The organism is Mesorhizobium sp. WSM1293, from assembly GCF_000513875.1.
GTDB classification, from domain to species: domain Bacteria; phylum Pseudomonadota; class Alphaproteobacteria; order Rhizobiales; family Rhizobiaceae; genus Mesorhizobium; species Mesorhizobium ciceri.
This window is the reverse complement of record NZ_AZUV01000011.1, coordinates 43,839-66,594: the sequence shown is the minus strand read 5'-3', so window position 1 is coordinate 66,594 and position 22,756 is coordinate 43,839. Positions and strand designations below refer to the sequence as shown.

Below are 22,756 nucleotides of genomic sequence, written 5' to 3'. Positions count from 1 at the left end.
TGTCCGAGGGACAATTCCAACCGGAGACATGCCATGAAGACGCTTACCATTCTGACCGCAGCAGCATTGCTTGCCGGCGCGCCGGCCTTTGCCCAGTCGAACACGACCGCCACGACCACGCCGCTCGCCGCCACGACGAAGGTCGACACTTCGACCTTCATCAAGACGGTGCCGAGCGCCAATGAGTTCGAGATCCAGTCCAGCAAGCTCGCCGAGCAACAGGCAACCGACGCCGACGTCAAGGCGTTCGCCAAACAGATGATCGCCGATCACACCAAGGCCGGCGAGGAATTCAAGGCGGCGCTTGCCCAGGGCCAGACAACCTCGGCCACCGCACCGTCCGGTCCGGCCCTGCAGCCCAAGGAGCAAAAGATGCTCGATGAGCTGAAGAGTGCCAGCGGCGATCAATTCCAGGCCAAATACATCGAGATGCAGACCAACGCTCACAAGGAAGCCGTCGCGCTGTTCAGCGGCTATGCGAAATCCGGCGACGACCCGGCAATGAAGGAATTCGCCAAGAAAACCCTGCCGACGCTGCAGATGCACGAAAAACACGTGAAGGAACTGGCCGCCGCGCATCAGGGGTGAGGGCGGTTCACTACGGCGCCCCCCTCTGTCCTGCCCGGCAGGACAGAGGGGGGCGCCGTAGAGCGCTACGATGGAAGCCAGCCCGCTTGGCCAACCAACACCACAATATGGCCCTGTGCCTTAAGCACGGCACGCCCTATACCGATCAAGGCTGAGCGATGCTCAGGTCGATCTGATCTGCTCGACCGCGGTCACCAGCAGGGTTTCCATGGCGCTGCGTATCTGGGCATCCGACAGAGAAATGCCTGCCGCGTCGAAGTCGGCGCGGACCTTGCGGAACACATCGTTGTCGCCTGCCTCTTCGAAATCCGCGTGCACGACTTCCTTGGCATAGGCGTCGGCGTCAGCACCGGATTTGCCGAGCTGTTCGGCGGCCCACAGGCCGAGCAGCTTGTTGCGGCGCGCCATGGCCCTGAACTTCGTTTCCTCATCCATCGCAAACTTCTTTTCGAAGCCTTCCTGACGGTCTCTCATGCTGTTCATGTTCGCCTCGTTTCCGATGGGAGTCCGATCTTCAGCCCAGGGGAAGAACGGCCAGGAAAGAGAGAGTGGCGCGCATGGGTGTCATTAACAAGGCGTCATGCCGGCGATTGGGCGGGCGCTTGGCGGTCCAGTCTTTCGCTCGATATGATTTGACGTTGCCGCGCCGTGTCCTACTCTCAAGTGCCTGCGGGATGAACCGAGGAGACGAGCGATGCAGTTCAAGGCAATTCGCAGCGTCGCGCTGACGGCGGCCGTGATGCTTGCCGCCGGCACCGCGGCCTATGCCCATCACGGCTGGTCGTGGACACAGGATGGGTTTTTCGAACTCAAGGGCAAGATCACGGCCATCTATATCGGCAATCCGCACGCCACGCTGGATGTCGACGCGGAGGGTGAGGCCTGGCGGGTGGAGATGGCGCCGCCATCACGCACGATCGCCGCCGGCTTCACGGAGGAGGTGGCCAAGGTCGGCGACGAGGTGACCGCGATCGGCAACCGCTCGCTCGAGGCGAGCGAAAAGCGCATGAAAGCAGTCCGCGTCATCGTGGGCGGGAAAACCTATGATGTCTATCCCGACCGAGTGCCGCCGGCGTAAATGGCCGAGTTCCTCGCCGGCATTGAGCATCTTGCGTTGGCGCGGTGGCTGAAGGCTTCCTTCGTCGCCTATCCCGTGGTCAATGCGCTCCACATCATGTCGATCGGTGCGCTGCTGACCAGCGTCGTTCTCATGGACCTCAGGATCTGCGGTGCCTTCCGTTCGCTGCCGCAAGCCGCATTCGTCGCGCTGCTGCGCCGCATTGCATTAAGTGCGTTCGCGGGTGCGCTCGTCACAGGCTCGCTGCTGTTTTCGGTCACGGCGGGCACCTATGCGGCGATGCCGGTTTTCCTCGCCAAGATGGCACTCATCCTTCTCGCCGGCGTCAATTTCCTCGCCTTCATGCGCTTGCGCCGCGCAACAGGCGGCGACGAGCTGGCCGGCAGCACCATCCTGGCTGTGCTCTCGATACTGCTGTGGACTTCGGTGCTTTTCGCCGGACGGTTCATCGGATTTCTCTAGCGCCGCACTGGCCTTCTCCCCCTGTGGGAGAAGGTGGCCTCGCGAAGCGAGGTCGGATGAGGGGTGTTCCAGGGAACGCCGCCGCCTCATTCCGCTGGAACACCCCTCAACCGTCTCGGCGCTAACGCGCCGATCCACCTTCTCCCACAAGGGGAGAAGGGAAGAACGGCGCTCTGGCGTTCCGCCCGTGCCGAGATAAGCTCCCTACAACCCAAGGAGAACTGCCATGACCAAACAAATCATCGAAGTGCCTGTCATGTCGGACAAGGTGCGGGCGCTCGGGCTGCCCTGTTCGACGGCGGTCAAGGCCAACGGCTTCGTGTTCATCTCGGCGACGCCGCCGGTGGACATGGTGACCGGCGAGATGGTGCGCGGCGACATCGAGGTGCAGACCGAGGCGTCGCTGAAGGCGCTGAAACATTGCCTGGAAGCGGCCGGCACCTCGCTCGACAATGTGGTGATGGTGCGCATCTACGCCGTCAATTCCGGCTTCTACAACGCGATTAACCGGGTTTATGCGAGGTATTTCAGCGTCAATCCGCCGGCGCGGAGTTTTGTGCCGGTGGCTTCGTGGCCGATGGAGTTCGATATTGAGATTGAGTGTGTGGCTGTGGCGTGAGGGGTGAGAAGCGGTCCGCGTAGCGGACGAAAAGCCAATTGCTTGGCTTTTCGAGCTTCGAACGCCCTGAGCCTGCGAAGGGCCGCAATCTCTAACATAAGTTTTTACTTGTCTTTCAAGTAAACTCGTCCTCAATTCATATTGGGGATAGGGAGGGCGAGTCATTGAACAAATTGCCGAAGAAATTCGTCGAACGTGTAGCGTCGAATCTCAAGAAATATCAACGGATCACGCTGGCTCAGCAGAAATCCGACGTGGCGGAGGCCGACACGGTTACGTTGATCAAGGACATTTTGGCCGAGGTGTTTGGCTACGACAAATATGACGAACTCACATCAGAACATCAGATCAAATCCACATACTGCGATCTTGCTATAAAGATTGGTGGAAAACTGCGGCTGCTCGTCGAAGTGAAATCAGCTGGCAGCGGGCTTGCCGACAATCATCTACGGCAAGTCATCGACTACGGGGCTCATCAAGGCATTCACTGGGTGATCCTGACCAATGCGGTCGAATGGCGGCTGGTCCGTATCTACGTGGCAAATCAGATCAGCCACGAAGAAGTTTGTCGCATTGTCCTTGCCGACATGAATCCCAAGAATGAGGATCATCTGCAGTGCCTCTTCCTGTTTGCTAAGGAAGGGCTGACGACGGATGCAATGGATGCCTTTCATCAGCAGGCCCAGCTGTTTAACAAGTTTACGGTTTCGGCGATTATCCGGTCGGAAGCGGTGATTTCGGTGGTGCGTCGCGAAATCCGGAAGCTCTTTCCAGACATCAAAGTCGGCAACGAGAACTTGTCGCAGTTGGTCGAAAACGAAGTGATCAAGCGAGACACGATTGAAGGCGACAAGGCGAAGGAAGCGGTCGCTAGAATGCGGAAGGCAATGAACAAGCTGGAAAGAGCTAAGGCCAAGGCAGCTAAGGTAGTTGTCACCGAGGTCGTGAACTAATGGAGCCCTTCATTGCCGGACTTTGTCTTCTGGCGCCTATTACGACGTTCACTCCTAACTTTCGAATGATACTGATCTAAGTAATAGAAATTCGGTTCCTTGGGGGGATTTTGACAAAATTGACTGAAGAGGGTCTCGATTTTGCGCGCCGTCATCTTGAGCGCTTTGAGGACAGTGACTTCTTTCCCAAGTTGCCAGCATACCAAGCAGTATGGGCCGACTGGGAGAATGTACGTGATCGCCTTATGTCATCCAACATTAGAAAGCTTCCAATAGTTCCTGCAGATTCAATGCCGGTGGCTAAGGGGAAGTGCTCGTATAGAATTGTTCACCAGCTTGATCCGTTGACGTGCCTTACCTATACGGCCTTAGCCTACCGAGTTGGTCCGGCAATCGAGGCGGCGAGAGTGCAGGTGAGCCAAGAGGTTGCATTCTCCAATAGGTTTTCACCGTCAGATGGTGCCTTTTTCTCAGCAGGCACCGGCTATGATGCGTACAAAGAAAAGTCGCGGCAACTGGCTAACAATCACAGTTTTGCTGCAACCGCCGATATTTCCGATTTTTTCAACCAGATTTATTCTCACCGCGTGCGCGGTTCAATAGAGGCTGCCGACCCTCAACTGGATGAGGTGGCGCAAGATTTTGAGTCGGTGATACATTCAATAAATGCCGGGGCGTCAAAAGGCATACCCGTTGGACCAAATGCTAGCAATTTAATCTCCGAGGCAGTTCTAATTGACGTTGATCAACTTTTGATTCGCAATGGATTTAAGCACGTCAGGTATGTGGATGACATTCGCATTTTCGACAACGATAGAAATTCGTTACAAAACGCGATAGAATTATTATCGATATATTTGTACGAGAATCATCGCCTCAATTTAAATGGACGAAAGACTAATATATATTCTATAGAAGAATTTGTCGAGAAAGTTCTTCAAGATCATATGGATACTGAAACCAAGGCCGCGATGCAGAGAATGTCGGCGCTTGACCCTTATGGTGAGCACGCCGACGTAGAAATCGGACCAGCGATAAACGCCGAAATTCTTGATGAAATCGGAAGGACAATACGAGAGAAGTTCATTGCAGATGGCTACGTCGATCTTAATTTAATCAAGGCGTATATTAGGAGATCCCGTTCTAGCAATTCTCATCAGTTTATCGATGTTGCGCGCGCTTCCATTGATGCCTTCCTTCCCGTTTTCCATGAGCTAGCGAAGGCCCTAGACGGTGTAATTCAGTCTGGAGGGCATGAGATTGCCTTGCCGCTAATCAGGCAGATCGCGGTATCCGGATACTATCAGCGACAGGCAGTGCGCCGTTGGTGGGATTGGATTTGTGCCGGTAGTGCAAATCTGTTGCAAATCAGGGCGATCCAAAACGCTGTGTTCTCGGGAGAGATCCGGTCGCAAGCGAGAGCGGCTGTTTCTCTTAAGGACTTGGCGTGGGTGCGTTCTCACCGATCAAGTTTTATGCAGTTTGCATCGATGGATCGGGCAGCCGTGGTGGGAGCAATGGAAATACTCGGGCGCGATGAGAGAAGAGCAATACTCAATCAGATAGACGACACACATGCCTCTCCGATCGACCTAGCCATGAAAAGGTTTGTCCTTAGGTAATTTGAAGCGCGGCCTTGCCGATACTGCTCTAAACAGAGATCAGCCAATCGCCTACGCAAAATACTCCTGCAGCGGCCTCACTTCCAAACTCCCCGCCTTCAGCGCCGCAATCGCCTCCGCCACCGCCGCCGCACCTGACAGCGTCGTGTAATACGGCACCTTCTGCATCAGCGTGGCACGGCGGAGCGACTTGGAGTCCGATACCGCCTTCTGGCCATCCGTGGTGTTGAAGACGATCTGCACCTGGCGGTTGCGGATGGCGTCTTCGATGTGGGGGCGGCCTTCCAGCACCTTGTTTATTTTCTGGGCGTCGACGCCGTTTTCGGCGAGGAAGCGGGCGGTGCCTGAGGTGGCCAGCACCTTGAAGCCGAGGCCGGCGAGGCGCTTGACCGCCGGCAGGATGCCTTTCTTGTCCTCGTCGCGCACCGAGACGAACAGCGTGCCGGAGCGTGGCAGGTCGACGCCGGCGCCGAGCTGGCTCTTGGCGAAGGCCAGCGCAAAATCGCGGTCGAGGCCCATGACCTCGCCGGTCGAGCGCATTTCCGGGCCGAGCAATATGTCGACGCCGGGGAAGCGGGCGAAGGGGAAGACGGCTTCCTTGACCGCGATGTGGCCGGGGTTCCTGGGATCAGGCATGGCGCCGTAATGGGCGAAGGCGTCTTCCAGTTTTTCGCCGGCCATGATGCGGGCGGCGATCTTCGCAATTGGCCGGCCGATGGTCTTGGCGACGAAGGGCACGGTGCGCGATGCGCGCGGGTTGACCTCCAGCACATAGACCGTGCCGTCCTTGATCGCGTATTGCACGTTCATCAGGCCGCCGACATTGAGCGCGCGGGCAAGGGCTGCCGTCTGGCGCTCCAGCTCGTCGACCAGTTCGGAAGGCAGCGAGTGCACCGGCAGCGAGCAGGCACTGTCGCCCGAATGGATGCCGGCTTCCTCGATGTGTTCAAGAATGCCGGAGACGAAGGTCGCCTTGCCGTCGCAGAGGCAGTCGACATCGACCTCGATGGCACCGGAGAGATAGGTGTCGAACAGCAGCGGGTTCTTGCCCAGCAGCGTGTTGATCTGACCGGTCTTGTCGTTGGGGTATTTCTGCTTGATGTCCTCCGGCACCAGGCCGGGCACGGTGTCGAGCAGGTAGGTCTGCAGCATGCCCTCGTCATGAATGATCTGCATGGCGCGGCCGCCCAGCACATAGGACGGGCGCACCACCAAGGGGAAACCGAGCTCGCCGGCAACCAGCCGGGCCTGCTCGACCGAATAGGCGATGCCGTTCTTCGGCTGGCTGAGGTTGAGCTTGTGCAGGAGCTTCTGGAAGCGGTCGCGGTCTTCGGCGAGATCGATCATGTCGGGCGAGGTGCCGAGGATCGGGATGCCGGCCTTCTCCAGCGCGTCCGCCAGCTTCAGCGGCGTCTGGCCGCCGAACTGGACGATGACGCCGACCAGCTCGCCCGAGGCCTGCTCGGCGCGCAGGATCTCCAGCACGTCTTCCGCCGTCAGCGGCTCGAAATAGAGCCGGTCCGAGGTGTCGTAGTCGGTCGAGACCGTCTCCGGGTTGCAGTTGATCATGATCGCTTCATAGCCGGCGTCGCGCAGTGCGAAGGCGGCGTGGCAGCAGCAATAGTCGAACTCGATGCCCTGGCCGATGCGGTTGGGGCCGCCGCCGAGGATGACGACCTTCTTGCGCGACGAGACCTGTGCCTCGTTGGCCAGCGCGCCGGCGAACGGCACTTCATAGGTCGAGTACATGTAGGCGGTGGGCGAGGCGAACTCGGCCGCGCAAGTGTCGATGCGTTTATAAACAGGATGAACGTCGAGCTTTTCGCGAGCTTTCTGAATCACTTCGGCGTCGGTCTTCGTCAGCGACGCGAGGCGCGCATCGGAAAAACCCATCGCCTTCAGCATGCGCAGGTTGACGGCATCCTCGGGAATGCCGTGCTCGCGGATGCGGGCTTCCATGGCGACGATGCCGGCGATCTGTTCGAGGAACCACGGGTCGATCTTGCACATGGCGTGCACGTCTTCCAACGAGGTGCCCATGCGGATCGCCTGCGCCACCATGCGCAACCGGTCGGGCGTCGGCGTGCCGAGCGCTGCACGAATGGCGTTGCGGTCGTCGGCATGGTTGGCGGAACCGAGGCCCCCATGGCTGAGACCGGGAATCTCGATCTCGTCCAAACCGGTCAGGCCGGTTTCCAGTCCACGCAGCGCCTTCTGGAGCGATTCCTGGAAGGTGCGGCCGATGGCCATGACTTCGCCGACCGACTTCATGGCGGTGGTCAGCACCGGCTCGGCGCCGGGGAATTTCTCGAAGGCGAAACGCGGGATCTTCGTGACGACGTAATCGATGCTCGGTTCGAACGAGGCTGGCGTCGCGCCGCCGGTGATGTCGTTCTCCAGCTCGTCCAGCGTGTAGCCGACGGCGAGCTTTGCGGCGATCTTGGCGATCGGGAAACCGGTCGCTTTGGAGGCCAGGGCCGACGAACGCGAGACGCGCGGGTTCATCTCGATGACGACGAGGCGGCCATCGGCCGGGTTGACGGCGAACTGCACGTTGGAGCCGCCGGTCTCGACGCCGATCTCGCGCAGCACCGCGATCGAGGCGTTGCGCATCATCTGGTATTCTTTGTCGGTCAGCGTCAGGGCAGGGGCGACGGTGATCGAGTCGCCCGTATGCACGCCCATCGGGTCGATGTTCTCGATCGAGCAGACGATGATGCAATTGTCCGCTCTGTCGCGGACGACCTCCATCTCATACTCCTTCCAGCCGAGCACGCTCTCCTCGATCAGCACTTCGGTGGTCGGCGAGGCGTCGAGGCCGGACTGGACGATCTCGTAGAATTCGGCGCGGTTGTAGGCGATGCCGCCGCCGGTGCCGCCCATGGTGAAGGAGGGGCGGATGATGGCGGGCAGGCCGACATGGTCGAGCGCCTGGGCGGCGATCGCCATGCCATGGCTGATATAGCGCTGCTTGCGGTCGCCTTCGCCGAGGTTCCAGCGGGTTTCCAGCGCATCGAGCGCGGCGTCGAGATCGGCCGGCTTCTCGGCCTTGAGCGCCGCGCGCTCGGCCTCATGCGTCTTGCGGTCGGTGTTCTTGACGTCGGTGGCGTTGGCCAGCATCGACTTCGGCGTTTCCAGGCCGATCTTCTTCATCGCCTCGCGAAACAGCGCGCGGTCCTCGGCCTTGTCGATGGCGGTAGCATCGGCGCCGATCATCTCGACATTGTAGCGCTCGAGCACGCCCATGCGGCGCAGCGACAGAGCGGTGTTGAGCGCGGTCTGGCCGCCCATGGTCGGCAGCAGCGCGTCGGGCCGCTCCTTGGCGATGATCTTGGCCACCACTTCAGGCGTGATCGGCTCGATATAGGTGGCGTCGGCCAGTTCCGGGTCGGTCATGATGGTGGCCGGGTTGGAATTGACCAGGATGACGCGGAAGCCTTCCTCTTTCAGCGCCTTGCAGGCCTGCGTGCCGGAATAGTCGAACTCGCAGGCCTGGCCGATGACGATGGGGCCGGCCCCGATGATCAGGATCGACTTGATGTCAGTGCGTCTTGGCATGTCAAAGGTCCGTTCGGCGGGCGGCTTGCACAAAAAACCGGGACGGGAAGACCCGGCCGGTTGTGCTCGCGATTCTGGTATCAGGCTAGGAGGGCCTTATAGGGAAGAGTTTTGACTGATGTAACCCCGAAAATGCGAGGTAGGGGAATAGGGGAGTAGGGGAATAGGGGAGTAGGGGAGTAGGGGAGTAGGGGAGTAGGGGAGTAGGGGAGTAGGGGAGTAGGGGAGTAGGGGAGTAGGGGAATAGGGTGGGTTCGAGAGAATTCCAAACATACTCCCTTATTCCCTGCTCCCTTACTCCCCTGAATTCTAATTCCCCAGCGCCAACTGATCCGTGATCTCAAACCGCTCCGAGACGCCGACACGGATCATGTTGAGGCTGCCTTCCCTGGTGAAGCGGAAGTCGCCGGGCGCGTCGGAACCGGCCGGCTGGCCGGCACGGAAGGAGATGATACGCGTGCCGCCATCGGGCCAGGTCACAGTGATGTTCGCCTTGTCGGCGCTGTGCACCACGCTGACCTTGCAGCGCTCCATCGGCTGGCCGACATAGCGGGCGCAAGGAATTTCGGGGCCAGAAGCCAGCGTCGGAGCGGAATCAAGCGGGACGTCAGGCGCCGCCAGCGCCAGTAGGTACGCATCCTGCATGGCGGCGTGGCCGATTTCCTCAGGCGATTTCGGCGTGCTTTCTGCTGCCGGGCTGGCGCCGCCAAGCCGGGCTGTCAGGTCGGGCGGTGCGACCTGAGGGCTGTTGGCCGAGCCGATGGCCTGCGATTGGTCCGGTGCCGAGGCCTGCTCGGCCCCACTGCCGGTGGAGGCAACCACCGGCGCACCGGCCGGTCTTGGCTCACCTTCGACATAGGGGTTCGGATTGAGGGGGATGAGATAGCGCGCCGGTGCCCAGCCGCTCAGCTTCTCCTTGCCCGTGCTTTCGACCTTGCACCATTTGTAGCCGTTGATGTCGTTGCAGCCGAGATTGGTGACCATGTCGCCGCTGCTCAGCCGCGCCTCGACCGTGGCGACCGGCGATGCGGTGGTGCGGACCTTGAGAAGGTCGTCCGGCGCCAGGCCGGTGACGACGGAGATGACGAGCTCCGGCGCCTCTTGGGCCATCTCTTCAGCCATAGCGGGGGCAATCACCGGCCACGCCGTCATCAGCAGCGGAGCAGCAATCAGCGCATGGAGGATTGTTCGGAGCGTAACTGTGCGCCTCATCGTTTGGCCGTGCGCTGATACCGTGCCGCGGCGGATCGAGCCCGCCGCAAGCCCGGCTGGTTTTATAAGGGACGACGCGGCGCCATGTAAGCCCGAAAATTCGGGCCGCCGTTTCGCCAGCCTTCAGCCGGGCAGGGGCATGAACCCGGTTCTGAGCGCGTGAGCCCATTCCGGCCGGCCCGCTTGTTCGGCCTGCCTTGCGGCCGCCTCGTGGTCGTAGTCGACGGCGATGGCCTCGAAGCCGTCGGGCTGGCCGTTGCTGCCCGAGGTGGCGATGCCGTAGCGCGCATGCGGCGAGCCCTGCTCGGAGACATGCGCCGGCGGCGTGGAATCGTCATAGGCAGGGCAGCCGATGCTGCCCGGATTGAAGATGACGGGACCGTCGGGGATGCGGATCAGTTCCGCGCGGTGGCTGTGGCCGCACAGCGCGATGCGGCAAGCCGGGTCGAGCGCCTTCAGCCGCCGCCGGATCGCCGTCAGCGGCGCGCGCACCAGCTGGCCATTGACGATCGTATCAGTGAGATATTTCTCGTCATGGTCGGGACGGGCGTGGAAAGCGATGATTCCGGGTGCGATCTCCAGCGTCAACGGCTGGGCGAACAGCACCTGGCGCTGTGCCTCGGTCAGCCGCTCCTGCGCATAGACGTCGGAGGGCCACATGGTGTCATCAGCGGGGTCGGCGGCAACACGGCGGTCGTGGTTGCCGCGCACCGTCGGCAGGTTCAGCGCCTGCAGCCGTTCCATCGTTTCGCGCGGCCATAGCGGGCCGGAAACGCTGTCGCCGAGATTGACGGTCAGGTCGGCGCCGCCGCGCCGGCGCAGGTCGTCAAGCACGGCGTCGAGCGCCAGCACATTGCCGTGGATGTCGGCGAGGACGGCGATGCGCATTTCGGGAAGCTCCTGTGTGACGCCGCTTTTCCTTTTCCGCACGTTCGTGGGCGAAGAACCCAAGTCCTTCAGGGTCGGGCGTGCACTTCGATATCGTGGCCGCCAACCGCCGGCAGTGCCGGATCGTCGCCGGCGGCGGCGATGACGCTGTCGAGCAGGCCGGGGAAGCGGGCGTCGAGATCGGCGCGGCGCAGTGTGATCATGCGGTTGGTGCCGACCACCTCGGCGCGGGTGACGCCGGCCTCGCGCAATTTGGCGAGGTGGTAGCTCAGATTGGTCTTCGAGCCGAAATCGAGGAACTGGCTGCAGTTCAGCGGCACGCCCTGCTTGCTGGCGAGATAGCGCACGATGGCAAGCCGCGTCGGGTCGCCGAGCACGCCAAGCACGATCGGCAGGCTGATCTGGTCCGTATTGGGGTGTGGCAAGGTCATGTCTCGAAACTAAGCACAGTCGGGTCCGATTTCAACGCATCCATCATTGTTGGCTCCACATGGCCTTTCTCCGTCTCGCGCGAACCCCGCCCGGCCTGTGCTGACACAGGGCTGTCAGGAAGGTTCAGCTATTTTTCCCTGGCTTCATTAACATGATGCCCCATTATGTCCAATTGTTCAATAACTTTTGAACTAAGGACATCCCGCCATGGACAAGCGCCTCTTCTGGCTCGCGCTCGGATCGTTCACGATCTCGACCGAAGGCTTCGTCATCTCCAGCCTTCTGCCCGACATCGCGGCGGATGCCGGCATCTCCATTCCGCTGGCCGGCACGCTGATTACCGCCTTCGCGCTCGCCTATGCGGTCGGCACGCCGATCCTGGCGACGCTGACCGGCGAATGGGACCGGCGCCGCGTCATCCTGTGGACGCTGGTGTTCTTCGTCATCGGCAACATCGCCGCCGCCTTGAGTTCCTCCTTCGAACTGCTTCTGGTCGCGCGCATCGTCATGGCGCTGTCGTCGGGCCTGTTCGCCGCAACCGCGCAGGGCACCGCGGTAGCGCTGGTCGATGATCATCACCGGGCGCGTGCCATCGCCGTCGTCGTCGGCGGCACCACTGTGGCCGTTGCGCTCGGTGCGCCGCTCGGCGCGCTCGTTGCCACCGTCGCCGGCTGGCGCGGCACCTTCTTTGCCATCGCCGGCCTTGGCGCGCTTGCAGGCGCGATCCTGTGGTACCGGCTGCCGCAGGGCATCGTTGGCACCAGGCTGCCCTTGAAGCGCAGGTTGGCGGCAGCGCTGCGTCCCGGCGTGATGCCGATCCTGTTGACGACAGTGCTGGCGCTGATCGGCGCCTTCACCGTCTTTGCCTATGTCGCGCCGCTTGCCATCGAGGGCGGCGGTCTCAGCCAGATCGCGCTGCCCGGCATGCTGCTCGCCTTCGGCGTCGGCGCCGTCATCGGCAACATTGGCGGCGGCCAGGCCGCCGACCGGTTCGGTGCGACCCGCACCGTCGGCTGGTCGCTGGCGCTGAGTGCCGGCATGCTGGTCTTATTGTCGGTCATCCCGACCTTCCTGCCGCACCATATTGCCGGGCCGGCGCTGATGGCGATGATGGTGCCGTGGGGCATCGTCGGCTGGGCGTTCCCGCCGGCGCAGGCGAGCCGCATCATCAAGCTGGCGCCCGATGCCGCCCCGATCGTGCTGTCGCTCAACGCCTCGGCGCTCTATCTCGGCGTGGCGCTGGGTGCCGTGGTCGGTGGTGCCGTGCTGCGCTACGGCGCGCCGGCCGATCTCGGCCTGGTGGCCGCGATCTTCCCGATCGTCGGGCTTGGCGTCGTGGTCGCCGGCCGCTGGGCGGCTCGGCCTGTAGAAATGCCTGCCGAGTAGAGTCTTTGGCAAACGCTGGCCTTAGGGCGTGGCCGGCGGCAGATCAAAATCCAGCGCGGCGATCTCATCCAGAGCCGCGCGCAAATCTTCGGCCTTGTCCTTGCCGACGACATCCTCGAAGCGCTGCTGGGCGATTTGCCACAGTTTCATCGCTTCCTCGATCTTGTCCAGGCCCTTTGGCGTCAGTCGTACACGCTTGACGCGGCGGTCCTCCGGGTCGGCGAAGGTCTCGACATAGCCGTCGCGGATCAGCGGTTTCAGCGTATGGCCGAGCGCCGACAGGTCCATGATCAGCGACGTGGCGATGGCGCCCATCGCCGGCTCATCGCCCATATGGATCTGGTAAAGCAGGCCCTGCTGCGTCGCCTTGAGGCCTGACGGCTCCACCACATCATCATAAAACTTGCCGAGCTTGCGCGCCGCGCGGCGCAGCGCGGCGTTGTTGCAGAGCGTGAGGCCGGGCAGGCTGTCCTTTGACATGATGGTCCCTGGCGCCGGGGAATGAGGCCCGGCTGCTCCCCTCAAATAATCCCCGCCCGTCTCATTGACAAGATAGTGGCATATGCCTACTTTACGATTAGTGGTATATGCCACTAAATCAGATCAAGCGGCTTTCCGACAGCGCGGCAGATGCCACGGTGCCGGGGGTCATTCGAAACGAACAAGATCAGTTGAAGAAGGAACAGGACAATGAGTGGACAGGGCAACAAGGGCACGGCGGTCGTCACCGGTGCTTCGTCGGGCATCGGCGCGGTCTATGCCGACCGGCTGGCGGGGCAGGGCTACGATCTGGTGCTGGTGGCGCGGCGCGCCGACCGGCTGGAGGAACTGGCCGGGAAGCTGCGCCAGACCTATAGCCGCAAGGTCGGCGTGATCAGCGCCGATCTTGCAAACGACGATGATGTGCGCCGCGTCGAGCAAGCTGTAACAGCCGACGAGAGCATCACACTGCTGGTCAACAATGCCGGCATCGGCGGCCAGGCCGTCGTGGCCACCGCCGATGTCGACGCGGCCGAGCGCATGATCAAGGTCAACACCATCGCCTTGACGCGTCTAACCCGCGCCGTGCTGCCGGGGCTTTTGGCACGCAACCGCGGCGGCATCGTCAACATCGCCTCGGTGCTCGCCTTCGACACCTCCTTCGGCGGCATCTACAGCGGCACCAAAGCTTATGTGGTCAACTTCACCGAAGCCCTGCACCGTGAGGTCGAGGGCACCAATGTGAAGGTGCAGGTGGTGCTGCCGGGCGCGACCCGGACCGATTTCTGGGAACTTGCCGGCACCGATATCGCAAACGTTCCGAAGGAGATCATCATGACCGCCGACGACATGGTCGATGCCGCACTTGTCGGCTTGGCCAAAGGCGAGGCGGTCACCGTGCCCGCGCTTGCCGATGCGGCCAAGCTCGACACATTCCTCGGCGCCCGGCAAGCCTTCTACGGCAGCCTGCACGCCGACAAGCCGGCGGCGCGTTACGGGGTTTGACGGTTGAGAGGCTGGTTCGCTTTGCGAACCAGGACCCCCAGCCCGCTGCTTCGCAGCGACTTGCCGGGGCGAGCCACGGGTCTCGCCCGCCTTCGGACCCCCACAAGGGGGAAGGTTAGGGGCGCGCGCCACCCTCCTTGAGGCTTGGAAAAGGCGCGCTCCCTACCTCCCCCTTGTGGGGAGGTCGGACCGAAGGCCCGGGTGGGGGGCTGGCGCGGGTTTTGGCTTGAGCGCTTTACACCGACCGCCACATCGGAATGATCGAGGCGGCCAGCACCAGCGCCAGCACGACGTTGAGCGCGCGCCATTGCCACTCGGTCTTGAGCAGCCGCGCCAGCACCATGCCGGCCACGCACCACAGTGAAAGCGAGGCGGCGGCCGCGAGGCCGAAAGTGGCGCCGAGCAGCAGCGCGAGCTGCATCGGTCCGCTGGCCAATGCCGCGAACGACGCCGCGGCGCCCAGTCCCATCGCCCATCCCTTCGGGTTCATCCATTGAATGCCGGCGCCGCCGAGAAAGCTGTTCGGCCTGGCCATGGTTACATCCAGATTAGGCGGTCCGCTGCGGCCGATCTTGATCGCCAGCCAGACGAGATAAAGTGAGCCGGTGACCTTCATCGCCAGTTGCAGCGAGGGCACGGCGAGCAGCAGGCCGGCGAGCCCGGCGGCGGCGGCGCTCGTCACCGTGGCGAGGCCGGCGGCGCTGCCGATCAGCAGGGGTACGGAACGGCGAAAGCCGAACTGTGCGCCCGATGCCGTCGACAGGGTCGTGGCGATGCCGGGCGTGGTGGTGGCGACGATGGCAAACAGGATGAGCGGGAAAATGGGCTCGAGCATGCGGCGTCCTCGGTGGGAGGGCTGCCATCGTAGCTGCGCACGAACTTCAGTAAATGCAATGTTTGCTATGGTTGACATTAGCAAGCATAATGCCAACCATGATCCGAAATCTCGACATGGCGCTGATCCGCACCTTTATCACCGTCGCCGACAAGGCCAGCATGACAGCGGCGGCCAATGCACTGCACCTGACGCAAGGTGCTGTCAGCCAGCAGGTCAAACGGCTGGAGGAGGCGTTCGGCTCGAGCCTCTTCGAGCGCGACCGGCGCGGCTTGCGGCTGACGCGCGCCGGTGAACAGCTGTTCGGCAGGGGCAAGCGGCTGCTGGCCTTGAATGACGAGATTTGGGCCGAAATGGCTGGGACACCGGTGGCCGGCCAGGTGCGGCTCGGCGTGCCCTACGACCTTGTCGGCACCTTGCTGGCGCCGGTGCTGAAGACCTATGCCGAGACCTATCCGCAGGTCGAGATATCGCTGGTCTGCGCCTCGTCGCCAGAATTGACTGCTGCCCTTGCGGCCGGGACCATCGAACTTGCCGTGATCGAGGAATGCGCCGGCCCGTCGGCCGGCGAATGCCTCGTCGTTGACCGGCTGGTCTGGGTCGGTGCCAAGGGCGGCGTTGCCCGCGCCAAGCGGCCGCTGCCGGTCTCGATCGTCGCCGACACCTGCGCTTTCCGGCCGGCTGTGCTGGCGGCGCTCGGTGAGCATGGGCTGGAGTGGCGCACCGTGTTCGAGAACGGCAACATCGACGCGACGACCGCGACGGTGCGCTCCGACCTCGCCGTCACCACCTGGCTGGCCTCCACGGTGCCAGCCGATCTCGACATATTGCCATCGGAGTCCGGCCTGCCGCCGCTGCCGAATTTTGCCATCAACCTGCATCTGCCGAGGCATGGGGTAGGCCCCGCGGCGCAGGAATTCGCACGGCATATACGGGAAGGGCTGGCGCGGCGACCAGTCGCTGCTTGAAGCTTCTCAGAACTGGGGTTCCTCTCCCCCGTCGCTCTCCCCCCTCCGGAGGGAGAGGAAAGGTGCCAAGGCCGTCCCGCTACTTCCAATTCCTGCGCCGCTCGAGCTCGGCTTCCGACGGCTCTCCCGTGACAAACGACCCGACCTTGACCTCGCCCGCGCGTTCGTAGGTCGCCATGATGACGCCGGTGCCGGTTGCCTGCGACTTGATGAGCTTGAAGGCGGCCGGGATCGCGCTGTCGCCGAACAGCCGCTTGCCCTTACCCAGCAACAGCGGGAAGACCATCAGCCGGATCTCGTCGATCAGCCCGTTGGCGAGCAGCGTTTGGATCAGGTTGCCCGATCCCTGGATGAGCAGGTCGGGTCCATCCTCCTGCTTGAGGCGGCGCAACTCCGCAACGATATCAGGGCCGAGCGATTGCGTGTTCTGCCAGGTGAGGGTGTCGGGCCGATGCGTCGCGACATATTTGGCCGCAGGGTTGAAGGCATCCGCGATCGGATCTTTCTGATATGGCCAGTAGGCGGCGAAGATATCGTAGGTCCTGCGGCCGAGAAGCAGGGCGAAAGGCTTGGAGAACAGTTCATCCATCGCCGCGCCCCCCGCCTCGTCGAAGTAATGGAAGGTCCAGCCGCCGAACTTGAAGCCGCCGACCGGATCCTCTTGCGGGCCGCCGGGCGCCTGCATGACGCCGTCGAGGCTGATGAATGTCGCAGAGATGATCTTTCTCATTCCAATGCTCCCGTTCTTCGGTCCACGCCGTCGTGGCGGACTTCAGCCCAAGGACGGGCGACGAGCCACCGGTCCGACAGGACAGGACGAAATTTTGGAAAATCACCGTTGCTTGCGAGGCTCGGTGTGGAGATTTTCCGACGAGAACCAGACATCGCCTGATATGGCGGTGGCGGTGTCGTCCGGCGCCCTGTCCTGCGCCAGCCAGATCGAGCGGCTGCGCGCGGCCTGCTCGCCGGTGGGGATCATCGCCGCGGGGTCCGCGACCGAGGCGCCGACACAGGGAATGAACCACGACCGCATGAACGGATCGCAGGCGAAGCCTTTCTGCGTGCGTGTCACCATCACCGCCAGCGGGACGCGCTCGGCCGGCCGCCAGGGAAAGATCATGCGGCCGCCTGGCCGCAGCGCCTTCAGCCATCCGGCCGGGGGCGCTGCGACCCCGGCATTGACATAGATGATGTCGGATGGCGGCAACGGCGTCGTCACGGCATCGCCATGGATAACAGTTGCATTGCCATAGGCTTCGAGATTTTGGCGCGCCAGATCGGCCAGCTTCTCGTCGAGTTCGAAAGCGGTGACGATGCCGCCTGGCGAAACCAGCCGGGCCAGCACGGCGGTGTAGTAGCCGGTGCCGGCGCCGATATGGCAAACCGCCTCACCGGGTTTCGGTTCAAGCTTTCCAATCCACATGGCGTGCAGGAATGGCTCGCCATTGTTGATGCCCTTGTCATCGTCGAGCGCCACCAGCACGTTCTGATAGATATGAGCCGGATCGGCGCTCGGTGTTCTGACCTTGCCGTTGCCGGCGACGACCGTCCACGGCCCGGGACCGAGAAACGCTTCGCGCGGCACGTCGGCGAAAGCCGCTTCCAGACGTGGGTCGGGCGAGCCGGCATTGGCGCCCAGCAGCCGCGCGTAGAATTTCCTGATGTCTTCGATCCGGGTCATGATGCCGGAAAACATAGCGCGGATTGCCGATTTGTCGCGAGGCTGCCCCCTGCGCAGAGGGCAGCCGGTTTCCAGGCGAAGCGGAACTCAGCCGACCCCGAACATGGTGTCGTAGAGCAGCTTGAAGTTGAGCACCAGGATGATCGCGGCGACCACCCAGGCAAGGGCTGCGACGCCGCGCGGAATGGCGAGATTGCCCATCTTCTTCTTGTCGGAGACGAACTGCACCAGCGGGACGACCGCGAAGGGCAGTTGCATCGACAGGATGACCTGGCTGAACACCAGCAACTGGCCGGTGCCCTTTTCGCCATAGAGCGCGGTGACGACCACCACCGGGATGATGGCGAGGCCGCGGGTCAAAAGCCGGCGCGCCCAGTTGGGGATGCGCAGGCGCAGGAACCCTTCCATGACGATCTGGCCGGCGAGCGTGGCCGTCACCGTCGAGTTCAGGCCGGAAGCCAGCAGCGCCACCGCGAACAGGATCGAGGCGATGCCGAGGCCGAGCAGCGGCGACAGCAGCTCGAAGGCCTGGCCGATCTCTGCGACGTCCTGGTGGCCGGTGTTGTGAAAGGCGACCGCGGACACGATCAGGATCGAGGCGTTGACGAACAAAGCCAGCATCAGGGCGATGGTCGAGTCCGTCGTTGCCCATTTGATGGCGTCGCGCTTGCCCTTGTCGGTGCGTTCATAGGCGCGGGTCTGCACGATCGAGGAGTGCAGATAGAGATTATGCGGCATGACGGTGGCGCCGATGATGCCGATGGCGATGTAGAGCATCGCCGGATTGGTGACGATTTCCGACGACGGCACGAACATGGCATGCAGGATCGAACCGGCCGGCGGGGCGGCGACGAAGATCTGGATGGCGAAGCAGCTGAAGATGATGATCAAAAGCGCGATGACGAAGGCTTCGAGATAGCGAAACCCCTTGTTCATCAGGAGCAGCACGAGGAAGGCGTCGAGCGCCGTCAGCATGGCGCCGCCGATCAGCGGAATGCCGAACAGAAGCTGCAATGCGATCGCGGTGCCGATGACTTCGGCCAGGTCGCAGGCGATGATGGCCAGCTCGCAGGCGATCCACAGCACGAAGTTCACCGGCCGGGGATAATAGGCCCGGCAGGCCTGGGCGAGGTCGCGGCCGGTGGCGATGCCGAGCCGTGCCGCCAGCGCCTGCAAAAGGATCGCCATCAGGTTGGACAGCATGATGATGAACAGCAGCGTGTAACCGAACTGGGCGCCGCCGGCGAGGTCGGTCGCCCAGTTGCCGGGGTCCATATAGCCGACCGAGACCATGTAGCCGGGACCCATGAAGGCGAACAGGCGACGGAACCAGACGCCCGAGTTCGGCACGGCGATAGAGGAATTGACTTCGCGCAGGCTGGGCTGCTCGTCCTCGTCGGGCCTGGCGAACCGCCATGAGGAACGGGAGGCTGTGGCTTCGGCTTCGGACATGAAGGAGGGCTTTCCGCGAGACTGGACGATGTTGCCTTAAGCTATGCCATGGCTCAACATTATGCAATATGCTATATTTCATTGTCGTTGCTTTTTATCCGGCTGGCGGCCATCGGGTGAAACGGCGATCGGAAGCCCCGGTTGCACCTGTTGCGGAATGCAAATAAACGGCCTGAAGAATCAGAGCCCGTGCTATGAAAGCATGGATGGCAAATAGTCCTGGGAGGAGCGCGTATTGGTGCTGAAGAACAGACCAGTTCCGCGCGAGCCGCTGCTCGACGCCGAAATTCATTCGGAGGGCTTCCGGCAGCAGCGCGAAGCGCGCCGCAGTGCGTTGGTCGAGGATTATGTCGAACTGATCGCCGACCTGATCGAAGACGGCAACGAGGCGCGTCAGGTCGACATCGCCGCACGGCTCGGTGTCGCGCAGCCGACAGTGGCCAAGATGCTGACCAGGCTGTGCGCCGACGGTCTGGTGTCGAGAAAACCCTATCGTGGCGTGTTCCTGACCGAAGCCGGCCGCAAAGTCGCGGAGGAAAGCCGCATCCGCCACCAGACGGTGGAAGCTTTCTTGCGCTCGCTCGGTGTCAGTGCGGAGACAGCGCGCATCGATGCCGAGGGCATCGAGCACCATGTCAGCGCCGAGACGCTGGAAGCCTTCCGCAAGGCGATGACGGCGCGCTGAGCGCCAGAGTTCCCGCGTCGCCGGAACCGTCGCACGCCAGACACGTTTGCACCAGATCCGTGCGATTGGCGCGCGAAAGGGAGGAAACGATGGGCATCGAACAAACGCCGGCGGCAAAGGGCAAGCAGGCAGCCGAGGGACTGAAACAGGCGGCGGCCAGGGATGAGCGCAAGACCGAAGCCGAAACCGGCCATCCGCTGAAAAAGGGCGCGGCGCGTTTCGAGGAGCGTTCGAAGAGCTCCGACGGTAAGAGCGCCGGCGCCAAGCAGGAAGATTAGCTCTCTGTCGGGCTTACGTGATCGGCTGTAGGCCACGGGGACGATTGCCACGCCGAGCCGCTCGCCACAACGAACTTGGCCGCAAGGCAACCCGTGTGGCCAAAAAGGCCATCGAAAAATGCTGTGACTTGGCGCAACCATTGGGATAATTGTCTGGTGCCCCGGAGCAACGGGGAGGTTTGCTGCACGAGGAGTTGCCATGCTCTGGAAGGGCCGTCGTCAGAGTGACAATATCGAGGACGACCGCAGCGACAGCGGCGGTGGCGGACTCGGCGGCGGCGGTGGCCAGTTCCGCATTCCGATCGGCGGCCGTACCGGTGGCGGCGGCAGCATCTTCCTCGTCATCCTGGTGGTGCTGGCCGGATGGTATTTCGGCTTCGATCCTTCGACGATCCTGGGTGGCGGCGACGGCGGCCTGCTGCCGGGCGGCGGCGGCCAGATCACCGACAACAGCGGCCAGGACAGCGGCACCGCCCCCGCCAATGACGAGATGAAGCAGTTCGTGGCGACCGTGCTGGCCGAGACCGAGGACACCTGGACCGGCATCTTCAAGTCGCAGGGATTGACCTACGAGGATCCCAAGCTGGTGCTGTTTTCCGGCCAGGTCCGTTCGGCCTGCGGCTTTGCCTCCGCGGCGGCCGGACCGTTCTATTGTCCCGGCGACCACAAGGTCTATCTGGACATGACCTTCTTCCAGCAACTCGACCAGCAGTTCGGCGCTTCGGGCGAATTTGCCCGCGCCTATGTGATCGCGCATGAGATCGGCCATCATGTGCAGAACCTGACCGGCATCATGTCCAAGTTCAACCAGATGCGGCAGAGCATGGGCGAGGTCGAGGCCAACCAGATGTCGGTGCGAATCGAGCTTCAGGCCGACTGCTTTGCCGGTGTGTGGGCCCACTACACCGGACAGAAAGGCATATTGGAGCAGGGCGACATCGAAAGCGCGCTGAACGCCGCCAAGCAGATCGGCGACGACACGCTGCAGAAGAAGATGCAGGGCTATGTCGTGCCGGAAAGCTTCAACCACGGCACCTCGCAGCAGCGGCAGACCTGGCTGGCGCGTGGTTACAAGAGCGGCAAGCTGTCGGATTGCAACACGCTGAGTGGGCCGATCTGACCAGACCGTTGTCGAGCTTCACCTGCCGGCGATGCTGCCGTCAGGTGGTGTCAGGATGAATAGATTCGGCCTGTTCCTGCATTGTTCCTTTCCGCGAGCTCGCCTATAAGGTGCGTCCGCCTGCGCCTGAGGGCGAGCAGAGGAGCTTGATCCTGCATGATCGACCCCAAAACCGCCAGACGGGGCCTTGCGCTCGTCTTCACCACGCTGCTGCTCGACATTATCGGCTTCGGCATGATCATGCCGGTGCTGCCGGCCTATCTCCGGGAATTGACCGGGGTCAGCATCAGCGGCGCGGCGATCGAAGGCGGCTGGCTGTTCTTCGTCTATGCGGCGATGCAGTTCTTCTTCGCGCCGATCATGGGCGGCTTGAGCGACCGGTTCGGGCGGCGGCCGATCCTGCTCGCATCGGTGCTGACCTTCTCCATCGACAATCTGATCTGCGCCGTCGCCTGGTCCTACCCGATGCTGTTCATCGGGCGCGTGCTGGCCGGCATTTCGGGCGCCAGCTATTCGACGACATCGGCCTTCATCGCCGACATCTCGAACGATGACAATCGGGCTAAGAATTTCGGCCTGCTCGGCATCGCATTTGGCGTCGGCTTCGTCATCGGGCCGGTTCTGGGCGGGCTGCTCGGCACGTTCGGGCCGCGCGTGCCGTTCTATTTCGCCGCCGGGCTCGCCTTCGTGAATTTCCTCATCGCGTTGTTTTTCCTGCCGGAAACGCTCGATGACAAGCACCGCCGCCGCTTCGAGTGGAAACGCGCCAACCCTGTCGGCACGCTTCTGCAGATGCGCCAATATCAAGGCATCGGCTGGATCGGGCTTGTCTTCTTCCTGATGACGCTCGGGCATATGATGTATCCGGCGGTCTGGTCGTTCGTCTCCAGCTACCGCTATGGCTGGAGCGAGCAGCAGATCGGCTTCTCGCTCGGCGCCTTCGGCCTGTGCGGCGCGATCGTCATGGCGACGGTGCTGCCGCGCGTCATCCCGAGGCTTGGCGAGTGGAAGACGGCGGTCATCGGCCTGACATTCACGGCAGCCAGCGCCTTCGGCTACGCCTTCGCGTCGCAAGGCTGGATGATCTATGCGGTGATCGTCGTCGGCTGCCTGGAAGCGCTGGCCGACCCGCCGCTGCGGAGCCTCGCCGCCGCCAAGGTGCCGCCTTCGGCGCAAGGCGAACTGCAGGGCGCGATGACCTCGATCTTCTCGATCACCTCGATCATCACGCCGCTGCTCTACACGGCGATCTTTTCCTGGTTCACCGGGCCAAGCGCGCCGGTGACCTTCGGCGGCGCGCCCTATCTGCTGGGAGCGTGCTTCCTGACGCTGGCGGTCATCGTCTTTGTGACGAAAGTTGCGAGGCCGGCAGCGCGCACGAATGTCGCCACCGATGTCGCTGAGGATGGAGCACAGGTGTGAGTCACAACCGCATTGCGCTCACCAGGGAGCGC

23 protein-coding genes are annotated in these 22,756 nt (G+C 62.6%); 13 read left to right on the top strand and 10 right to left on the bottom strand.

Translation table 11 applies throughout. The annotated features are described in order from the left end of the window. Positions 1–33: 33 nt before the first annotated feature. Entirely contained in the window at positions 34–588 is a 555-nt protein-coding gene (locus M729_RS0115270; RefSeq protein ID WP_027162094.1) for a DUF4142 domain-containing protein, read from the top strand. 162 nt (positions 589–750) lie between these two features. On the opposite strand, the gene M729_RS0115265 is transcribed toward M729_RS0115270, so the two are convergent. Continuing rightward, positions 751–1,071, bottom strand: a complete 321-nt coding sequence (locus M729_RS0115265; RefSeq protein ID WP_027162093.1) for a DUF1476 domain-containing protein — start codon at positions 1,069–1,071, stop codon at positions 751–753. A 211-nt stretch (positions 1,072–1,282) separates the two neighbouring features. Here M729_RS0115265 and M729_RS0115260 point away from each other — a divergent pair, with 211 nt between their 5' ends. The 5 genes from M729_RS0115260 to M729_RS1000000136520 all read left to right on the top strand — a co-directional run bounded on the left by M729_RS0115260 (position 1,283) and on the right by M729_RS1000000136520 (position 5,322). Next, positions 1,283–1,666: a DUF6152 family protein gene (locus M729_RS0115260; protein ID WP_027162092.1), complete on the top strand. Its 384-nt coding sequence runs from the start codon at positions 1,283–1,285 to the stop codon at positions 1,664–1,666. Continuing rightward, positions 1,667–2,128, top strand: a complete 462-nt coding sequence (locus M729_RS0115255; protein WP_027162091.1) for a DUF6644 family protein — start codon at positions 1,667–1,669, stop codon at positions 2,126–2,128. A gap of 226 nt (positions 2,129–2,354) precedes the next feature. After that, complete coding sequence (locus tag M729_RS0115250; protein ID WP_027162090.1) at positions 2,355–2,747, top strand: RidA family protein; 393 nt, start codon at positions 2,355–2,357, stop codon at positions 2,745–2,747. A 164-nt stretch (positions 2,748–2,911) separates the two neighbouring features. Continuing rightward, entirely contained in the window at positions 2,912–3,700 is a 789-nt protein-coding gene (locus M729_RS0115245; protein ID WP_050596267.1) for a type I restriction enzyme HsdR N-terminal domain-containing protein, read from the top strand. A gap of 119 nt (positions 3,701–3,819) precedes the next feature. Then, entirely contained in the window at positions 3,820–5,322 is a 1,503-nt protein-coding gene (locus M729_RS1000000136520; protein ID WP_156949302.1) for an RNA-directed DNA polymerase, read from the top strand. A gap of 51 nt (positions 5,323–5,373) precedes the next feature. On the opposite strand, the gene carB is transcribed toward M729_RS1000000136520, so the two are convergent. From carB to M729_RS0115220, 4 genes are all read right to left on the bottom strand, one after another. Further along, entirely contained in the window at positions 5,374–8,880 is a 3,507-nt protein-coding gene (gene carB / locus M729_RS0115235) for a carbamoyl-phosphate synthase large subunit (protein WP_027162088.1), read from the bottom strand. A 309-nt stretch (positions 8,881–9,189) separates the two neighbouring features. Beyond that, positions 9,190–10,092 carry an SH3 domain-containing protein gene (locus M729_RS0115230; protein ID WP_027162087.1) on the bottom strand — a complete coding sequence of 301 codons (903 nt, stop codon included), beginning with the start codon at positions 10,090–10,092 and terminating at the stop codon, positions 9,190–9,192. 123 nt (positions 10,093–10,215) lie between these two features. Next, positions 10,216–10,980, bottom strand: a complete 765-nt coding sequence (locus tag M729_RS0115225) for a metallophosphoesterase family protein (protein WP_027162086.1) — start codon at positions 10,978–10,980, stop codon at positions 10,216–10,218. 68 nt (positions 10,981–11,048) lie between these two features. Beyond that, positions 11,049–11,411, bottom strand: a complete 363-nt coding sequence (locus M729_RS0115220; RefSeq protein ID WP_013530112.1) for a helix-turn-helix transcriptional regulator — start codon at positions 11,409–11,411, stop codon at positions 11,049–11,051. Positions 11,412–11,619: 208 nt separating this feature from the next. Between M729_RS0115220 and M729_RS0115215 the strand changes: the two genes are divergently transcribed. Then, the gene (locus M729_RS0115215; protein ID WP_027162085.1) at positions 11,620–12,798 is read left to right on the top strand and encodes an MFS transporter; all 1,179 of its coding nucleotides are present in this window, start codon (positions 11,620–11,622) and stop codon (positions 12,796–12,798) included. A 21-nt stretch (positions 12,799–12,819) separates the two neighbouring features. Here M729_RS0115215 and M729_RS0115210 read toward each other — a convergent pair whose 3' ends face one another. Further along, the gene (locus tag M729_RS0115210) at positions 12,820–13,278 is read right to left on the bottom strand and encodes a MarR family winged helix-turn-helix transcriptional regulator (protein ID WP_024504123.1); all 459 of its coding nucleotides are present in this window, start codon (positions 13,276–13,278) and stop codon (positions 12,820–12,822) included. A gap of 210 nt (positions 13,279–13,488) precedes the next feature. Between M729_RS0115210 and M729_RS0115205 the strand changes: the two genes are divergently transcribed. Continuing rightward, on the top strand, positions 13,489–14,283 hold the full coding sequence (locus M729_RS0115205) for an SDR family oxidoreductase (protein WP_013530115.1): 795 nt from the start codon (positions 13,489–13,491) through the stop codon (positions 14,281–14,283). 235 nt (positions 14,284–14,518) lie between these two features. On the opposite strand, the gene M729_RS0115200 is transcribed toward M729_RS0115205, so the two are convergent. Continuing rightward, positions 14,519–15,118, bottom strand: a complete 600-nt coding sequence (locus M729_RS0115200) for a LysE family translocator (protein ID WP_027162084.1) — start codon at positions 15,116–15,118, stop codon at positions 14,519–14,521. Positions 15,119–15,216: 98 nt separating this feature from the next. Here M729_RS0115200 and M729_RS0115195 point away from each other — a divergent pair, with 98 nt between their 5' ends. Next, positions 15,217–16,086 (top strand): LysR family transcriptional regulator, encoded by an 870-nt coding sequence (locus M729_RS0115195; protein ID WP_027162083.1) that lies wholly within the window; start codon positions 15,217–15,219, stop codon positions 16,084–16,086. Positions 16,087–16,165: 79 nt separating this feature from the next. Here M729_RS0115195 and M729_RS0115190 read toward each other — a convergent pair whose 3' ends face one another. From M729_RS0115190 to M729_RS0115180, 3 genes are all read right to left on the bottom strand, one after another. Continuing rightward, positions 16,166–16,816 (bottom strand): dihydrofolate reductase family protein, encoded by a 651-nt coding sequence (locus M729_RS0115190; protein WP_027162082.1) that lies wholly within the window; start codon positions 16,814–16,816, stop codon positions 16,166–16,168. Positions 16,817–16,918: 102 nt separating this feature from the next. Beyond that, positions 16,919–17,767, bottom strand: coding sequence for a protein-L-isoaspartate O-methyltransferase (locus tag M729_RS0115185; RefSeq protein WP_032808633.1), 849 nt, complete (start codon positions 17,765–17,767; stop codon positions 16,919–16,921). An 87-nt stretch (positions 17,768–17,854) separates the two neighbouring features. After that, positions 17,855–19,219 (bottom strand): Nramp family divalent metal transporter, encoded by a 1,365-nt coding sequence (locus tag M729_RS0115180; RefSeq protein ID WP_013530120.1) that lies wholly within the window; start codon positions 19,217–19,219, stop codon positions 17,855–17,857. Positions 19,220–19,454: 235 nt separating this feature from the next. On the opposite strand from M729_RS0115180, the gene mntR reads away from it, so the two are divergent. The 4 genes from mntR to M729_RS0115160 all read left to right on the top strand — a co-directional run bounded on the left by mntR (position 19,455) and on the right by M729_RS0115160 (position 22,724). Further along, on the top strand, positions 19,455–19,904 hold the full coding sequence (gene mntR, locus M729_RS0115175; protein WP_024504117.1) for a manganese-binding transcriptional regulator MntR: 450 nt from the start codon (positions 19,455–19,457) through the stop codon (positions 19,902–19,904). A gap of 89 nt (positions 19,905–19,993) precedes the next feature. After that, positions 19,994–20,182: a hypothetical protein gene (locus M729_RS0115170; protein ID WP_013530122.1), complete on the top strand. Its 189-nt coding sequence runs from the start codon at positions 19,994–19,996 to the stop codon at positions 20,180–20,182. A gap of 199 nt (positions 20,183–20,381) precedes the next feature. Beyond that, complete coding sequence (locus tag M729_RS0115165) at positions 20,382–21,302, top strand: neutral zinc metallopeptidase (protein ID WP_027162080.1); 921 nt, start codon at positions 20,382–20,384, stop codon at positions 21,300–21,302. A gap of 156 nt (positions 21,303–21,458) precedes the next feature. After that, positions 21,459–22,724 (top strand): tetracycline resistance MFS efflux pump, encoded by a 1,266-nt coding sequence (locus M729_RS0115160; RefSeq protein WP_027162079.1) that lies wholly within the window; start codon positions 21,459–21,461, stop codon positions 22,722–22,724. Positions 22,725–22,756: the final 32 nt, after the last annotated feature.

Coding starts and splice junctions, on each gene's coding strand:
- M729_RS0115270 (WP_027162094.1), top strand. CDS start 34: ATGAAGACGCTTACCATTCTGACCGCAGCAGCATTGCTTGCCGGCGCG.
- M729_RS0115265 (WP_027162093.1), bottom strand. CDS start 1,071: ATGAACAGCATGAGAGACCGTCAGGAAGGCTTCGAAAAGAAGTTTGCG.
- M729_RS0115260 (WP_027162092.1), top strand. CDS start 1,283: ATGCAGTTCAAGGCAATTCGCAGCGTCGCGCTGACGGCGGCCGTGATG.
- M729_RS0115255 (WP_027162091.1), top strand. CDS start 1,667: ATGGCCGAGTTCCTCGCCGGCATTGAGCATCTTGCGTTGGCGCGGTGG.
- M729_RS0115250 (WP_027162090.1), top strand. CDS start 2,355: ATGACCAAACAAATCATCGAAGTGCCTGTCATGTCGGACAAGGTGCGG.
- carB (WP_027162088.1), bottom strand. CDS start 8,880: ATGCCAAGACGCACTGACATCAAGTCGATCCTGATCATCGGGGCCGGC.
- M729_RS0115230 (WP_027162087.1), bottom strand. CDS start 10,092: ATGAGGCGCACAGTTACGCTCCGAACAATCCTCCATGCGCTGATTGCT.
- M729_RS0115225 (WP_027162086.1), bottom strand. CDS start 10,980: ATGCGCATCGCCGTCCTCGCCGACATCCACGGCAATGTGCTGGCGCTC.
- M729_RS0115220 (WP_013530112.1), bottom strand. CDS start 11,411: ATGACCTTGCCACACCCCAATACGGACCAGATCAGCCTGCCGATCGTG.
- M729_RS0115215 (WP_027162085.1), top strand. CDS start 11,620: ATGGACAAGCGCCTCTTCTGGCTCGCGCTCGGATCGTTCACGATCTCG.
- M729_RS0115210 (WP_024504123.1), bottom strand. CDS start 13,278: ATGTCAAAGGACAGCCTGCCCGGCCTCACGCTCTGCAACAACGCCGCG.
- M729_RS0115205 (WP_013530115.1), top strand. CDS start 13,489: ATGAGTGGACAGGGCAACAAGGGCACGGCGGTCGTCACCGGTGCTTCG.
- M729_RS0115200 (WP_027162084.1), bottom strand. CDS start 15,118: ATGCTCGAGCCCATTTTCCCGCTCATCCTGTTTGCCATCGTCGCCACC.
- M729_RS0115195 (WP_027162083.1), top strand. CDS start 15,217: ATGATCCGAAATCTCGACATGGCGCTGATCCGCACCTTTATCACCGTC.
- M729_RS0115190 (WP_027162082.1), bottom strand. CDS start 16,816: ATGAGAAAGATCATCTCTGCGACATTCATCAGCCTCGACGGCGTCATG.
- M729_RS0115185 (WP_032808633.1), bottom strand. CDS start 17,767: ATGACCCGGATCGAAGACATCAGGAAATTCTACGCGCGGCTGCTGGGC.
- M729_RS0115180 (WP_013530120.1), bottom strand. CDS start 19,219: ATGTCCGAAGCCGAAGCCACAGCCTCCCGTTCCTCATGGCGGTTCGCC.
- M729_RS0115170 (WP_013530122.1), top strand. CDS start 19,994: ATGGGCATCGAACAAACGCCGGCGGCAAAGGGCAAGCAGGCAGCCGAG.
- M729_RS0115165 (WP_027162080.1), top strand. CDS start 20,382: ATGCTCTGGAAGGGCCGTCGTCAGAGTGACAATATCGAGGACGACCGC.
- M729_RS0115160 (WP_027162079.1), top strand. CDS start 21,459: ATGATCGACCCCAAAACCGCCAGACGGGGCCTTGCGCTCGTCTTCACC.